14 protein-coding genes are annotated in these 15538 nt (G+C 62.7%); 13 read left to right on the forward strand and 1 reads right to left on the reverse strand.

Annotated features, from left to right (window positions below):
- Positions 1 to 97 precede the first annotated feature (97 nt).
- The 3 genes from AC1DYW_RS05265 (at position 98) to trmB (ending at position 2678) form a co-directional block, all read left to right on the forward strand.
- A complete protein-coding gene (locus AC1DYW_RS05265) occupies positions 98 to 517 on the forward strand; it encodes a helix-turn-helix domain-containing protein (protein WP_095082429.1) in 420 nt (139 codons plus the stop codon).
- A gap of 170 nt (positions 518 to 687) precedes the next feature.
- Positions 688 to 1953 (forward strand): methionine adenosyltransferase, encoded by a 1266-nt coding sequence (gene metK, locus AC1DYW_RS05270; protein WP_477225336.1) that lies wholly within the window; start codon positions 688 to 690, stop codon positions 1951 to 1953.
- Positions 1954 to 1976: 23 nt separating this feature from the next.
- Positions 1977 to 2678 carry a tRNA (guanine(46)-N(7))-methyltransferase TrmB gene (trmB, locus tag AC1DYW_RS05275; protein ID WP_477225337.1) on the forward strand — a complete coding sequence of 234 codons (702 nt, stop codon included), beginning with the start codon at positions 1977 to 1979 and terminating at the stop codon, positions 2676 to 2678.
- A gap of 70 nt (positions 2679 to 2748) precedes the next feature.
- On the opposite strand, the gene AC1DYW_RS05280 is transcribed toward trmB, so the two are convergent.
- Complete coding sequence (locus AC1DYW_RS05280; protein ID WP_477225338.1) at positions 2749 to 2913, reverse strand: hypothetical protein; 165 nt, start codon at positions 2911 to 2913, stop codon at positions 2749 to 2751.
- A gap of 289 nt (positions 2914 to 3202) precedes the next feature.
- Here AC1DYW_RS05280 and rimP point away from each other — a divergent pair, with 289 nt between their 5' ends.
- From rimP to AC1DYW_RS05330, 10 genes are all read left to right on the forward strand, one after another.
- Positions 3203 to 3850, forward strand: coding sequence for a ribosome maturation factor RimP (gene rimP, locus AC1DYW_RS05285; RefSeq protein WP_095082423.1), 648 nt, complete (start codon positions 3203 to 3205; stop codon positions 3848 to 3850).
- A 49-nt stretch (positions 3851 to 3899) separates the two neighbouring features.
- Positions 3900 to 5495, forward strand: coding sequence for a transcription termination factor NusA (nusA, locus tag AC1DYW_RS05290; RefSeq protein ID WP_095082421.1), 1596 nt, complete (start codon positions 3900 to 3902; stop codon positions 5493 to 5495).
- 38 nt (positions 5496 to 5533) lie between these two features.
- Positions 5534 to 6184 (forward strand): RNA-binding protein, encoded by a 651-nt coding sequence (locus AC1DYW_RS05295; RefSeq protein WP_457151726.1) that lies wholly within the window; start codon positions 5534 to 5536, stop codon positions 6182 to 6184.
- Positions 6181 to 8742 (forward strand): translation initiation factor IF-2, encoded by a 2562-nt coding sequence (gene infB, locus AC1DYW_RS05300; RefSeq protein WP_477225339.1) that lies wholly within the window; start codon positions 6181 to 6183, stop codon positions 8740 to 8742. The genes AC1DYW_RS05295 and infB overlap by 4 nt, the downstream gene beginning before the upstream one ends.
- A 140-nt stretch (positions 8743 to 8882) precedes the next feature.
- The gene (gene rbfA, locus AC1DYW_RS05305; RefSeq protein ID WP_095082415.1) at positions 8883 to 9308 is read left to right on the forward strand and encodes a 30S ribosome-binding factor RbfA; all 426 of its coding nucleotides are present in this window, start codon (positions 8883 to 8885) and stop codon (positions 9306 to 9308) included.
- Positions 9308 to 10303, forward strand: a complete 996-nt coding sequence (truB, locus tag AC1DYW_RS05310) for a tRNA pseudouridine(55) synthase TruB (protein WP_457151728.1) — start codon at positions 9308 to 9310, stop codon at positions 10301 to 10303. Before rbfA ends, truB begins: the two co-directional genes overlap by 1 nt.
- A gap of 99 nt (positions 10304 to 10402) precedes the next feature.
- Complete coding sequence (gene corA, locus AC1DYW_RS05315) at positions 10403 to 11497, forward strand: magnesium/cobalt transporter CorA (protein WP_095082411.1); 1095 nt, start codon at positions 10403 to 10405, stop codon at positions 11495 to 11497.
- 140 nt (positions 11498 to 11637) lie between these two features.
- A complete protein-coding gene (gene rpsO, locus AC1DYW_RS05320) occupies positions 11638 to 11949 on the forward strand; it encodes a 30S ribosomal protein S15 (RefSeq protein WP_269470859.1) in 312 nt (103 codons plus the stop codon).
- 277 nt (positions 11950 to 12226) lie between these two features.
- Positions 12227 to 14374, forward strand: coding sequence for a polyribonucleotide nucleotidyltransferase (gene pnp, locus AC1DYW_RS05325; protein ID WP_095082409.1), 2148 nt, complete (start codon positions 12227 to 12229; stop codon positions 14372 to 14374).
- A 133-nt stretch (positions 14375 to 14507) separates the two neighbouring features.
- On the forward strand, positions 14508 to 15527 hold the full coding sequence (locus tag AC1DYW_RS05330) for a class I SAM-dependent methyltransferase (RefSeq protein ID WP_457153194.1): 1020 nt from the start codon (positions 14508 to 14510) through the stop codon (positions 15525 to 15527).
- Positions 15528 to 15538 lie beyond the last annotated feature (11 nt).

The following is a 15538-nucleotide window of genomic DNA, read 5'->3' on the forward strand; positions in this document are numbered from 1 at the left end:
TCGAAGTCGGTGGATCGTTCTGTTGGGGCAGTTGCCGCCGGCGTCGTTTGGGCAAGAAAAAAAATAGAGAAAGCCGAAAAAATTCGGCGAGGAAAAAATGACAGAAGACAACAAGAAGAAACCGAATCCGATCGACATCCATGTTGGCAGTCGCATCCGGCTTCGCCGCAATATGCTGGGAATGAGCCAGGAAAAACTGGGCGAGAATCTCGGCATCACATTTCAACAGATTCAGAAATATGAAAAGGGCACCAATCGCGTCGGCGCCAGCCGCCTGCAGGCGATCGCGTCGATTCTCGGCGTGCCAGTCGCCTTCTTTTTCGAAGATGCGCCCGGCCAGGAGGCCGCGCCCGGCCGTGGCTTTGCAGAAGATACGTCGATGGCTTTCGCCGTCGAATTCTGCGGCAGTCCCGAAGGCCTTCAGCTCAACCGCGCCTTTGTCAAGATTGCCGATGCCAAGGTGCGCCGCAGGATCATTGACCTGGTCAAATCGCTCTCCACGGACGATCTCGACTGATCCGCAATCCCGTTTGGACCGGCGGCAGCCTGCCGCCGGTGGCACAAGATAACTGCATCGACATTCATGCCAGAACGGCAGCACCGCTTGACGAGCGGCGCTCCACCCCGCTAACACGTGGCGCGCCAAAATCGGCAGCCTGCCGATCGTTTTTTCAAGAGGGGACACCCGTGACGCGGCAGAATTACTTCTTTACCTCGGAATCCGTTGCCGAGGGCCATCCCGACAAAGTCTGCGACCGGATCTCCGACGAGATCGTCGATCTGGTCTATCGCGAAGCCAAGAAGGCCGGCATGGACCCATGGAAAGTCCGTGTCGCCTGCGAGACGCTGGCCACCACCAACCGCGTCGTCATCGCCGGTGAGGTGCGCGTCCCCGAGACGCTGCTGAAGAAGGACAAGGAAGGCAACATCCTCAAGGATGCCGCCGGCCACCCGGTGGTCAATCCGGCGAAGTTCAAGTCGGTAGCCCGCAAGGCGATCCGTGAAATCGGCTATGAGCAGGCCGGCTTCCACTGGAAGAACGCGAAGATCGAGGTCCTGCTGCACGGCCAGTCGCCCGATATTGGCCAGGGTGTCGACAACGCGTCCGACCGTCAGGGCGAGGAAGGTGCCGGCGATCAGGGTATCATGTTTGGCTATGCCTGCCGCGAGACGCCGGATCTGATGCCGGCGCCGATCTACTACAGCCACAAGATCCTCGAACTGCTGGCCGCCGCCCGCCACGAAGGCAGCGGCGAGGCCGGCAAGCTCGGTCCTGACGCCAAGAGCCAGGTCACTGTCCGCTATGTCGACGGCAAGGCCGCCGAGGCGACGCAAATCGTGTTGTCGACACAGCATCTCGATGCGAGTTGGGATTCGAAGAAGGTCCGCAAGGTCGTCGAACCCTATATCCGCGAGGCGCTGGGCGAGCTCAAGATCGCCGACAACTGCATGTGGTACATCAACCCGACCGGTAAGTTCGTCATTGGCGGGCCGGATGGCGACGCCGGGCTGACTGGCCGCAAGATCATCGTCGACACCTATGGCGGTGCCGCACCGCATGGCGGCGGCGCTTTCTCGGGCAAGGACACCACCAAGGTCGATCGTTCGGCTGCCTATGCGGCGCGCTACCTCGCCAAGAACGTCGTGGCGGCGAAACTCGCCGACCGCTGCACCATTCAGCTTTCCTACGCCATCGGCGTCGCCCAGCCACTGTCGGTCTATGTCGACCTGCACGGCACCGGCAAGGTCGACGAGGCCAAGCTTGAAGAGGCGCTGCGCACGGTGATGGATCTGTCGCCGTCAGGCATCCGCCGCCATCTCGATCTCAACAAGCCGATCTACGCCAAGACGTCGTCCTACGGCCATTTCGGCCGCAAGGCCGGCCGCGATGGGTCCTTCTCCTGGGAGAAGACCGATCTCGCCAAGGCGCTCAAGGACGCGGTCGCCGCCTGACAGCGGCGCCGCAAAGTCCTGCCATGGACCCGAAGGACAGACCAAGCCGCGCGACCGAAGCCTTCTTCGGTCGCCGGCGCGGCAAGACCATGCGTCCGCAGCAGGCGGCCGCACTGGAAAGCGGCTTTGGCACATATCGGCTCGATCTGACGGGTGAACCTCCGGCAGATCTCAGCACCCTGTTTGAAGCGGATGTTTCGGTGGTTCGTCTCGAAATCGGCTTCGGCGGCGGCGAGCACCTCCTGCATCGCGCCACCGAGGCGCCATCGATTGGCTTTATCGGCGTCGAGCCCTTCGTCAACGGCATGGCCAAGATGATGATGGCGGTGAGGGAAAAGCCGCTTGCCAATCTCAAGGTCTATGACGACGACGCCACCCGGCTGCTCGACTGGCTGCCGCAAGCCTCGCTCGCCGGCATCGACCTTCTCTATCCGGATCCGTGGCCGAAGAAGAAGCACTGGAAGCGCCGTTTCGTCAGCCCGATCAATCTCGACCGTTTCGCGCGCGTGCTGAAGCCGGGTTCAAAATTCCGCTTTGCCTCCGATATCGACACCTATGTGAACTGGACCTTGCTGCACTGTCGGGCGCATGGTGCATTCGCGTGGCAGGCTTCGGAGGCGGCGGATTGGCATCGGCCCTACGATGGCTGGCCGGGTACCCGTTACGAGGCGAAGGCTGTTCGTGAGGGCCGGCGGCCCGCCTATCTTACCTTCATCAGGAGGTAAGCAGGCCGATCGCACGCGGCCTCCGGGGTTCGCCGGCGGCAAGCGCGTGCGTCGTCAGCCCGCCAAACCCTTAGAAACGGCCGATCCTGTTGAAGACAGCCGGATCCATGCCGAGCTTGCGCAGGTCGTCCGCGCGTGGCCTGCGGCCGGCTTCCACGGAACGCGACGCAGCGACTGCACTGCCAAATGTCGTGAAGAGATGGCCTATGGCGGATAGAATCTTGCGGTTGGTCATGGTCGTATCCTTTCGCTGCTGTGACGTGTCGTCATCTTTGTGCGATGCAACATAGATGGTGATGCAGCGTTGAGGCTCACAGGGGTACTGCCGCATGGAGGCCATGCGTCTGGCGCAACACTGTCGTTGCCACGGCTTTTGTCCGTGCCGATACGGCGGGCTTGAAACAGCGGCCATGATCGGTTATATCAGCCTCAAATTCTTGGTCGGTATGACGAAGAGTGGGTCCACCCGGTCCCGCTCTTTTTTATTACCTGCCGGTAGCTTCGGGTAGAACGACAGGGATCGAATGACTGCAACGGCAAGCGAAGGCGACGACCGCATCATCCGCGAAAGCGGCATCGATGCGCGCATCGCGCTGATCGTCCAGCCGGTTCTGCGCGGCATCGGCTTCCGCCTCGTGCGGGTGCATCTGTCGGGCCAGAACGGGCTGACGCTGCAGATCATGGCCGAGCGCGAGGACGGCACCATGACCGTCGAGGACTGCGAAGAGGTCAGCCGCGCGGTGTCGCCGGCCCTCGACGTCGATGATCCGATCGAAAAGGCCTATCACCTCGAAGTCTCTTCGCCCGGCATCGACCGGCCGCTGGTCCGCAAATCGGATTTCGCGACCTGGACCGGCCATCTGGTCAAGATGGAGACGTCGATCATCGTCGCCGACCGCAAGCGGTTCAAGGGCAAGATCGTCGAGGCCGGTGACAACGATGTGCTGATCGAGCGCGAAAAGGCCGCCTATGGCGAGGAGCCGACGGTGCGGGTCCCCTATGACGCGATTTCCGAAACGCGCCTGATCCTGACCGACGATCTCATTCGCGATGCCCTGTCGAAAGACAACAGGGCGCGCAAGGAAGCCAAGAAACGCCGCGGCGAACCGGACGATGATGCGCCCGAGGGTGCGGATGCCGGCGCGGAAAACGAAACCGAACAGGAACTATGATTGAGCTGCCGGGCGCAAAGGTCCGGCGAACAGGCTCGGGAGAAAAACGATGGTTGTAAGCGCCAACAGGCTTGAACTGCTGCAGATCGCCGATGCGGTCGCGCGCGAAAAGTCGATCGACAAGTCAATCGTCATCGCCGCCATGGCCGATGCGATCCAGAAGGCGGCGCGTTCGCGTTACGGCCAGGAGACCAACATCCGCGCCGACATCAACCCGAACACCGGCGAGATGAAGCTGCAGCGGCTGATGGAAGTGGTCGAGAAGGTCGACGACTACGCCACCCAGATCGCCATTTCCTCGGCGCGCGAGCGCAACCCCGACGCCCAGCTCGGCGACTTCATCGCCGAACAGCTGCCGCCGATGGATTTCGGCCGCATTGCCGCCCAGTCGGCCAAGCAGGTCATCGTGCAGAAGGTGCGTGAGGCCGAACGCGACCGCCAGTATGATGAATACAAGGACCGCATCGGCGAAATCGTCAACGGCACCGTCAAGCGTGTCGAATATGGCAACGTCATCGTCGATCTCGGCCGTGGCGAGGCGATCATCCGTCGCGACGAACTGATCCCGCGCGAAAACTACAAATATGGCGACCGCGTCCGCGCCTATGTCTACGACGTGCGCCGCGAGCAGCGCGGCCCGCAGATATTCCTGTCGCGCACCCATCCGCAGTTCATGGCCAAGCTCTTCACCATGGAAGTGCCGGAAATCTATGACGGCATCATCGAAATCAAGTCGGTCGCCCGCGACCCCGGTTCTCGCGCCAAGATCGCCGTCATCTCGCGTGATTCTTCGATCGATCCGGTCGGCGCCTGCGTCGGCATGCGCGGCAGCCGCGTCCAGGCCGTCGTTGGCGAATTGCAGGGCGAGAAGATCGACATCATTCCGTGGTCGCCTTCGGCCGCGTCCTTCATCGTCAACGCGCTGCAGCCGGCGGAAGTCGCCAAGGTCGTGCTCGACGAGGATGCCGAACGCATCGAAGTCGTGGTTCCCGACGACCAGCTGTCGCTGGCCATCGGCCGCCGCGGCCAGAACGTGCGGCTCGCTTCGCAGTTGACCGGCTGGGACATCGACATCCTGACCGAGGCCGAAGAATCCGAGCGTCGCCAGAAGGAATTCGTCGAGCGTTCGTCGCTGTTCATGGAAGCCCTCGACGTCGACGAGATGGTCGGCCAGGTGCTGGCCTCCGAAGGCTTCACCAGCGTCGAGGAAGTCGCCTATGTCGATTCCGGCGAAATCGCCTCGATCGATGGCTTCGACGAAGACACCGCTTCGGAAATCCAGACCCGCGCCCGCGAGTATCTGGAGAAGATCGAAGCCGAGCACGACGACAAGCGCAAGGCGCTCGGCGTCTCCGACGAATTGCGCGAAATCCCCGGCGTCACCACCGCCATGATGGTGACGCTTGGCGAGGACGGCGTGAAGACGATCGAGGATTTCGCCGGCTATGCCGCCGACGACCTGACCGGCTGGAAGGAACGCAAGGACGGCGAGACGAAAGTGTATCCGGGCGTGCTGGCCAGTCATGGCGTGACACGCGCCGATGCCGAACAGATGGTTCTGGCCGCCCGCCTGAAGGCTGGTTGGATCACCGAAGACGAGCTTGCAGCCGAAGAAGAAACGGCTGACGAAGCCGTTGGTGCGTGAGGTGAAACCGCATCGCACCGAACCCGCCCTTGGACGAGATGAACGATCGCACCTGCATCGTCACCCGCAGGCAGGCCGAACCGGATGAATTGATCCGGTTCGTCGTCGGCCCGGATTCGGCCGTCGTTCCCGACATCAAGAGAAATCTGCCCGGCCGTGGTTGCTGGGTGACCGCCGACCGCCTACATATCGACAAGGCGGCGGCAAAGAACCTTTTTGCCCGCGCCTTCAAGGCACAGGTGGTCGTGCCGCCCGATCTTGGCGGCATGGTCGACGGGCTGCTTTCCAAATCCGCTCTGGGCATGCTTGGGCTTGCTCGCAAGGCAGGCGCGATTTCTCTTGGAGCCACCAAGGTCGAGAGCGCGGTGCGCGGCGGATTGGCGCTTTTCGTGCTCCATGCGACCGAGGCGTCCGACGACGGCGTGCGCAAGATCAGCCAGGCGCGACGGGCGACAGTCCATCTCGGCGGGCCGGCTATCCTTGCCTACAAACTTTTCTCCGAGGCCGAGTTGAGCTTGGCATTGGGGGGTACAAATGTGATACATGCTGCCGTTCTCGCGGGAGACGCGGGCAGGGCGGTCCAGAAGCGCATGGTTGCGCTCGACCGGTATCGGGGCGGTTCCCCGGACGATCTGGCAATGCTTGCGGCTGTTGCTGACGAAGATGATGCCGCAGAGGATATGGAATGAGCGATACGAAATCGGGTGACGACAATACGCTGAGTGTGACGCCGAAGAAGACCTTGACGCTAAAGCGCCCCGGTATGGAACAGGGCACTGTGCGCCAGAACTTCTCGCACGGCCGCACCAAGCAGGTCGTCGTCGAAACCAAGAAGCGCAAGTTCTCGATGCCCGGCGACAAGCCGGAGCCGGTTGCCGCCCCCGTCTTCATACCGAAGCCGGCGGTTGTGGCCGCACCCGTCGTACAGGAAGCGCCGAAGGCGCCACCGCCGCCTCCGGTCGAGCGCAGCGGCATGGTGCTGAACGAACTGTCGCGCAGTGAAATGGAAGCGCGCCGCAGGGCGCTCGAAGGCTCGAAGGTACGCGAGGTCGAGGACCGACAGCGCGCTGCCGAGGACGCCAAGCGCCGCGCCGAGGACGAAGAGCGCCGCAAGCGCGAACGCGAAGAATCCGCGCGCCGCCAGGCTGAGGAAGAGGCGCGGTTGCAGACTGAGGCAGAGTCCCGCCGTCGCGCCGAGGAAGAGGCACGTCGCCGCGCGCCGCTGGCCGCGGAACTGGCAACGGTCGACGACGAGGAAGAGGTCAAGCCGAAGCGGATTGGCGCTGGCGCGCCGGTGCGCCGTCCGGTCACGCCTGAAGTGGCGCGTCCGGCCAAGCCGACCAAGGCCGAGGAAGATCGCCGTCGTGGCAAGCTGACGCTGAATTCCGCATTGTCCGATGAGGACGCGCGGGCCCGTTCGCTGTCGTCGATGCGCCGCCGCCAGGAAAAATTCAAGCGCGCGATGCACAATGAGCCGCGCGAGAAAGTTATGCGCGAAGTGATCTTGCCAGAGACCATCACCATCCAGGAACTTGCGCAACGCATGTCCGAGCGTGCGGTCGATCTGGTCAAGTTCTTCATGAAGCAGGGCCAGATCCTGAAGCCGGGCGACGTCATCGACGCCGATACGGCGGAGCTGGTTGCCACCGAATTCGGCCACACCGTCCGCCGCGTCGCCGAGTCCGACATCGAGGAAGGCCTGTTCAACATCGCCGACAATGCCGAGGACCTGGTGACGCGTCCGCCCGTCGTGACGATCATGGGCCACGTCGATCACGGCAAGACCTCGCTGCTCGACGCCATCCGCAATGCCAATGTCGTCTCCGGCGAAGCCGGTGGCATCACCCAGCATATCGGCGCCTACCAGGTCGAGAAGAACGGTCACAAGATCACGTTCATCGACACGCCCGGCCACGCCGCCTTCACGGCGATGCGTGCTCGTGGCGCCCAGGCGACCGACATCGCCATCCTGGTGGTTGCGGCCGACGACAGCGTCATGCCGCAGACGATCGAATCGATCAGCCACGCCAAGGCGGCCGGCGTTCCGATCATCGTGGCGATCAACAAGATCGACAAGCATGATGCCGATCCGCAGAAGGTGCGCTCCGAACTGCTGCGCCATGAGGTCTTCGTCGAATCCATGGGCGGTGAAGTGCTGGACGTCGAAGTGTCGGCGACCAAGGGCACCAATCTCGACAAGCTGCTCGAGGCGATCCTGCTGCAGGCCGAAATCCTCGACCTCAAGGCCAATCCGGACCGTACCGCCGAGGGTGTTGTCATCGAGGCCCAACTCGACAAGGGCCGTGGCCCCGTCGCCACCGTGCTGGTGCAGACCGGTACGCTGATGCCGGGCGACATCCTTGTCGCCGGCAACGAATGGGGCCGGGTGCGCGCGCTGGTCAACGATCGTGGCGGGCAGATCAAGGAAGCACCGCCGGCGATGCCCGTCGAAGTGCTTGGCCTGCAGGGAACCCCGCAGGCCGGCGACCGCTTCGCCGTGGTCAACAACGAAGCCCGTGCCCGCGAGATCACCGAATATCGCCAGCGTCTGGCGCGCGAGAAGGCGGTTGCCAAGCATGCCGGTCAGCGCGGTTCGCTCGAGCAGATGATGTCGCAGTTGCAGACGAGCGGGCTGAAGGAATTCCCGTTGGTCATCAAGGGCGACGTGCAGGGCTCGATCGAAGCGATCAACGCGGCGCTCGACAAGCTCGGCACCGACGAAGTGCGTGCGCGCATCGTCCATGCCGGCGCCGGTGCCATCACCGAAAGCGACGTGTCGCTGGCGGAGACTTCGGGTGCGGCGATCATCGGCTTCAACGTTCGTGCCAACGTCCAGGCACGTGCTGCCGCCGCTGCCGCGGGCATCGAAATCCGCTATTACTCGATCATCTACAACCTTGTGGATGACGTGAAGGCGGCTCTGTCGGGTCTGCTGTCGCCGGAGCGTCGCGAGACCTTCATCGGCAATGCGCAGATCCTCGAAATCTTCGACATCACCAAGGTCGGCAAGATCGCCGGCTGCCGTGTCACCGAAGGCAAGGTCGAGCGTGGTGCGGGCGTGCGTCTGATCCGCGACAACGTCGTCATCCACGAAGGCACGCTGAAGACCCTGAAGCGCTTCAAGGACGAGGTTGCGGAAGTTCCCGGCGGCCAGGAGTGCGGCATGGCCTTCCAGAACTACGAGGACATGCGCGTCGGCGACATCATCGAGTGCTTCCGCGTCGAGATGGTGACCCGTACGCTCTGAGTTCGAGTGACTTGTCGATACCGGGCGGTGGTCGAAAGACCGCCGCCCCCAAGTCTATTGAGCAGGTCCTATTGAGAATGACCATATGAGACATGCGGCACGGTTCCATCCCGCGCCTCACGCTTTCAGGATCGAGAAAAATGCCCCGTCCAACCACATCCAGCCCATCCCAGCGCATGCTGCGCGTCGCCGAACAAGTGCGCCATGCCTTGTCCGAAACCTTGCAGCGCGGCGAGATCATCGATCCGCTGATCGAGAACACCGTGGTTTCGGTTTCGGAAGTGCGCATGTCGCCCGACCTGAAGGTCGCTACCGCTTTCGTCTCGCCGCTCGGCGCCAAAGATACCGATGCGGTGGTGGAGGCGCTGAACAAGCATGCGAAGTTCGTGCGTGGCCGTGTCTCCGGCGCGCTGCGGCAGATGAAGTTTATGCCGGAGTTCCGTTTCAAGCTCGACACCTCCTTCGACAATTTCGCCAGGATCAACGATCTCTTGAAGTCGCCCGAAGTGGCGCGCGATCTGGGTTCCGAAGGCCAGGACAAAGACGACAACAAGGACACCGAATAGTGGCGCGTCGCGGAAAGAAGAAGGGCCGGCCGATCTCGGGCTGGCTGGTCCTGGACAAGCCGGTCGGCATGGGTTCGACCGAAGCCGTCTCCAAGATCAAATGGCTGTTCCAGGCGGAAAAGGCCGGCCACGCCGGCACGCTCGATCCGCTAGCGTCCGGCATGCTGCCGATCGCGCTTGGCGAAGCCACCAAGACCGTGCCTTACGTGCAGGACGGCGCCAAGATCTATCGCTTCACCGTTGCCTGGGGGCAGGAGCGTTCGACCGATGATCTCGAGGGTCCGGTGACGAAGAACTCGGACCTGCGTCCGGCGGAAGCCGAGGTGCTTGCGCTGCTGCCGAAATACACCGGCGTCATCATGCAGACGCCGCCGCAATTCTCGGCCATCAAGATATCAGGCGAGCGCGCCTATGATCTGGCCCGTGACGGCGCGACGGTCGACATACCCGCACGAGAGGTCGAGATCGGCCGGCTCGATATTGTCGAGCACGATGCCGACCATACTGTTTTCGAAGTCGAATGCGGCAAGGGCACCTATGTGCGCTCGCTGGCCCGCGATATGGGCCGCGATCTCGGCTGTTTCGGCCATATTTCCGAACTGCGCCGGGTCGAGGTCGAGCCGTTCACGCCGGAGGACTTCGTCACCATCGCAGAACTGGAGGCCGCCCGTTTCGGCGTGCCGGGTGAAGACGACCCGGACGCGACAGATGCCGCTGACACGGTTGAAGCCGCTGACGAGGTGGCAGCGCCGATCGACTTCGACGCCATCGACGCCCTTCTGGTGGATACATCCGCTGCCCTTGACTGCCTGCCGCAGGTCGCCATCAGCGACGACGCGGCGACGAAAATCCGCCTCGGCAATCCGGTCATCATCCGCGGCCGCGACGCACCGGTGGAAGCCGAAGAAGCCTGCGCGACGGCGCGCGGCAAGCTGGTCGCCATCGGTGCCATCGAGCAAGGCATGTTCAAGCCCAAGCGGGTCTTTGCCGGCTGACGGCCAAGGTTATTCCAGGAAAAGCGAGAGCGGTTTTCCGTCCGGAATTGCGACAAAACGAGGTTCTAACTTCAGGTCGACTTTACGCTCGAGGGGCATATGGAAAAGGCCGAGGCGGTGAAAAAGCGGGCGCCGGTGAAGACGCGGCGGCCGCCGGTCGGGGCGTCGCCTGGCACGCTGATCGCCGATCCGGCGGCGCGGCGCTCGGAACTGCGGCTGACCCTCATCTCGCCGCAGAAATTCAAGACCATCGAAAATGCCAGCATCGACGACCTGAACACCCATTGCGACAAATGGCCGGTCATCTGGCTCGACTGCACCGGCCTCGCCAACATTCCGCTGATTGAGGAGATCGGCCGCATTTTCAGCCTGCATCCGCTGGCGTTGGAGGACGTCGTCAACACCGGCCAGCGGCCGAAGGTCGACTTCTTCGAGGATCATGCCTTCGTCGTCGTCAGGATGATTGATGATGTCACGTCGCACCGCTACGAGCAGATCGCCGTCTTCTTCGGCAACAACTTCGTCGTCACCTTCCAGGAGCGTGAAGGCGATCCGTTCAATCCGGTGCGCAAGCGCATCGAGAGCTCGGCGCCCAACCGGTTGCGCGCGCGCGGCGCCGACTACCTCGCCTACGCGCTGATCGACGCTGTCGTCGACAGCTATTTCCCGCCGATCGAGGCCGCAGGCGACATGGTCGACGGCATCGAGGACGAAATGCTGCACACGACGCACAAGCATCAGATGCGGCAGCTGCATGAATTGCGGCGCGATGCCAATGTGCTGAAGGGGGTGCTGTGGCCGATGCGCGATGCGCTGGCAACGCTGATCCGCAACGACGTGCCCTATGTGAAGGCTGAGACCAAGATCTTTCTCAACGACACGCTCGACCATTCGCTCAGGCTGATCGAACTGGTCGAAACCCAGCGCGACATGCTGACCGGCCTGATCGAGATGCATCTGTCGCTGAGCCAGGCGCGCACCAACGACGTCATCAGCTACCTCACCATCGTCTCGGTCATCTTCATGCCGCTCACCTTCCTGGTCGGCATCTGGGGCATGAATTTCGATCCGGAGTCTTCGCCCTGGAACATGCCGGAGCTGAAAGCCTATTATGGCTATCCGGCATCGTTGCTGTTCATGGCGCTTGTCGCGTTTGGGCTGATCGCCTTCTTCAAATGGAAGAAATGGCTATAACAAGGATAAAACCTGTCATTTTGGGCTGAAAAGCCGGCTTGTGAATTGGGCTGGTGTTTTCTCGGGAATTGCACTATACGCGCCGCAGCATAGCGCTATGACGCTTTGCTTGCACCGGCCCCTGCTGGACGACATCCCGGCTGAGGGCGACCCGTTTCCTCAAACAGATAAGGAAAAACACGATGTCGATTACTGCCGAGCGCAAACAGGAATTGATGGGTGAATTCGCAACCGCCAAGGGCGATACCGGGTCTCCGGAAGTCCAGGTGGCCATCCTTTCCGAGCGCATCAAGAACCTGACCGACCATTTCAAAGACCACAAGAAGGATAACCATTCCCGCCGTGGTCTGCTCGCTCTCGTCTCCCAGCGCCGCAGCCTGCTTGATTATCTCAAGCGCAAGGACGACGCGCGCTACCAGACGCTGATCGAGAAGCTCGGTCTGCGCCGTTGACGAATTGACCGGCGGGCTTTCTTCGGAGGGCCCGCCGGTCGCGCATTCTGCCAGTCGTATCGACTGGCCAGACCCGGTTTCGAGCGTGCAGAGGGCCACTCGAAACCGCCCATGGACGGTCATGGGGCAGGATTGCAGGACGCTCGCGCGCTCGCCGCGCTGAAATCACCCGAGCTTCCCGTTGTCTTGCCCGTGGCTGCCCGAGAAAGGAAGCCAGGGAAAGGGCATCCGCGCACCGTGAAACGGCGCGGCCCTTTCCGCTTATTAAGGACAAGATATGTTCAATCACCACAAAGTGGAAATCGAATGGGGCGGTCGTCCGCTCATCCTCGAAACCGGCAAGATCGCGCGCCAGGCCGACGGCGCGGTGCTCGCGACATACGGCGAGACCAAGGTTCTCGCCACCGTCGTTTCGATGAAGGAGCCGAAGCCAGGTCTCGATTTCTTCCCGCTGACCGTCAACTACCAGGAAAAGACCTACGCCGCCGGCAAGATCCCAGGCGGCTATTTCAAGCGCGAAGGCCGTCCGAGCGAAAAAGAAACGCTGGTTTCCCGCCTCATCGACCGCCCGATCCGCCCGCTTTTCGCCGCCGGCTACAAGAACGACACCCAGATCGTCGTCACCGTCGTCCAGCATGATCTCGAGAACGATCCCGACATTCTGTCGATCGTCGCCACCTCGGCGGCCCTGACCCTTTCGGGCGTTCCCTTCATGGGTCCGATCGGCGGCGCTCGCGTCGGCTACATCAACGGCGAATACGTGCTCAACCCGCATGTCGACGAGATGCAGGAATCCAAGCTCGACCTCGTCGTCGCCGGCACCACCGACGCCGTTCTGATGGTCGAGTCCGAAGCCAAGGAACTTGGCGAAGAGCTGATGCTCGGCGCCGTCATGTTCGGCCACAAGGGCTTCCAGCCGGTCATCGACGCCATCATCAAGCTGGCCGAAGTCGCCGCCAAGGAGCCGCGCGACTTCACCGCGCCGGACTATTCCGCGCTCGAAGCCGAAATGCTGAAGATCGTCGAAGGCGAGCTTCGCGATGCCTACAAGAACATCGACAAGCAGAAGCGCTACGCCGCCGTCGACGCCGTCAAGGCGAAGGTCAAGGCCGCGTTTGCTCCGGCTGAAGGCGAAGACGCCAAGTACACGTCCGAGCAGATCGGCGCCGTGTTCAAGGAACTCCAGGCCAAGGTCGTGCGCTGGAACATCCTCGACACCGGCTCGCGCATCGATGGCCGCGACCTCAAGACGGTCCGCAAGATCGTCTCCGAAGTCGGCGTCCTGCCGCGCACCCACGGTTCGGCGCTGTTCACCCGCGGCGAGACCCAGGCGCTGGTCGTTGCCACGCTCGGCACCGGCGAGGACGAGCAGTATGTCGATTCGCTGACCGGCATGTACAAGGAGAAGTTCCTCCTTCACTACAACTTCCCTCCCTACTCCGTCGGTGAAACCGGCCGCATGGGTTCGCCGGGCCGCCGCGAGATCGGCCATGGCAAGCTCGCCTGGCGCGCCATCCGCCCGATGCTACCGAGCGCTGACCAGTTCCCCTACACGCTGCGCGTCGTTTCGGAGATCACCGAGTCCAACGGCTCGTCGTCGATGGCGACCGTCTGCGGCACCTCGCTGGCGCTGATGGATGCCGGCGTGCCGCTGGCCAAGCCAGTTGCCGGTATCGCGATGGGCCTGATCAAGGAAGGCGAGCGTTTCGCCGTTCTCTCCGACATCCTTGGCGACGAGGATCACCTCGGCGACATGGACTTCAAGGTCGCCGGCACCGCCAACGGCATCACCTCGCTGCAGATGGACATCAAGATCGACGGCATCACCGAGGAGATCATGCAGATCGCGCTTGGCCAGGCCAAGGACGGCCGCCTGCATATCCTCGGCGAAATGGGCCACGCGCTCTCCGGCGCTCGTTCGGAACTCGGTGAGTTCGCGCCGCGCATCGAAGTCATGCACATCCCGACCGACAAGATCCGCGACGTTATCGGCTCGGGCGGCAAGGTCATCCGCGAGATCGTCGAAAAGACCGGCGCCAAGATCAACATCGAGGACGACGGCACGGTCAAGATCGCTTCGTCGAACGCCAAGGAGATCGAGGCGGCGAAGAAGTGGATTCACACCATCGTCGCGGAGCCGGAAGTCGGCGAGATCTACGAAGGTACGGTCGTCAAGACCGCCGACTTCGGCGCTTTCGTCAACTTCTTCGGTCCGCGTGACGGTCTCGTCCACATCTCGCAGCTTGCCAACGACCGGGTCGCCAAGACCTCGGACGTCGTCAAGGAAGGCGACAAGGTCTGGGTCAAGCTGATGGGCTTCGACGAGCGCGGCAAGGTCCGCCTGTCGATGAAGGTCGTCGACCAGGCCACCGGCAAGGAACTCGCCCGCGACAAGAAGACCGAAGGCGAAGAAAACGCCGCCTGATTGGCCTGAAATCGTAAATCGAAGCGGGCGCGGCTTATGTCGCGCCCGTTTTCATTTTCAGCCCGTCTTTTCATTCTCAGCCCGTCTTTTCATCCTCAGATTGTCAAGACAGGCCTCGTTTCGAGATCGAACAATGTCCGCCGAGCCGCTGAAGACGCTTTTTCATCCCTTCGAGGCCGAGGCTGTTCCTTTGCCGGGAAAGGGCGATCGCGCCTTGTTTCTCGGCGCTGAACCGGGCTTTCGCTGCCCCGAAGGCTTCGAGGCCGAGCTTCGCCTGGTACAGGGCTTCCGGCCGCATTTTCGCGCGTTGCAGGCGTCTGGGCTCATCGTCACCGCGCAGGCCGAAGGTGGTGGCTTCGACATGGCACTTGTGCTTGCCGGCCGGCATCGCGGCCTGAACGAATTGCGCCTCGCCGAGGCGCTCGAGCGGGTGGCGCCTGGCGGCACTATCGTCGTTGCGGGCGGCAAGGACGACGGTATCGCCAGCCTGCGCAAGCGCGTCGGCGAACTGGTGCCGCTCAAGGGGCATCTGCCGAAGTATCACGGCATTGCCTTCTGGTTTCGCCGTCCTGCCGATTTGGCCGCTGCGCAAAACCTGCGCGCCGCCAATCCCGCTCTGCTGGTTGAAGGCCGGTTTCGCACCGCGCCCGGCATGTTTTCGTTCGACCGGATCGATACAGGCTCGAGATTGCTGGTCGAGAACCTGCCCGATGACCTGCGTGGGAGCGTTGCCGATTTCTGCGCCGGTTGGGGATATGTGGCTGCCGAGATGGCCGCCCGGGCGCCGGGCATCTCGGCGCTCGACCTCTATGAGGCGGACTTCGCCTCGCTCGAAGCCGCAAAGCTCAATCTGGCAGGGGTTGGCCAGTCGATCACCAGGGAATTCTTCTGGACTGATCTGCTGAAGGAGCCGGTCGAGAAGCGCTATGACGCGATCGCCATGAACCCGCCCTTTCACCGCAGCCGCGCGGCCGAGCCGGAGATCGGCGCCGGCATGATCCGCGCCGCGGCCAAGGCCCTGAAGCCCGGCGGGCGGCTGTTGATGGTTGCCAACCGCCAGCTTCCCTATGAGCTGGTGCTGTCGGCTGCTTTTTCGAGCCATGCAGAGCTCGCCCGCGACGGCATGTTCAAGGTGCTTGTCGCGCGTCGTTAAAGCTTGATCCC

The organism is Mesorhizobium sp. P2_D5 (assembly GCF_056404355.1).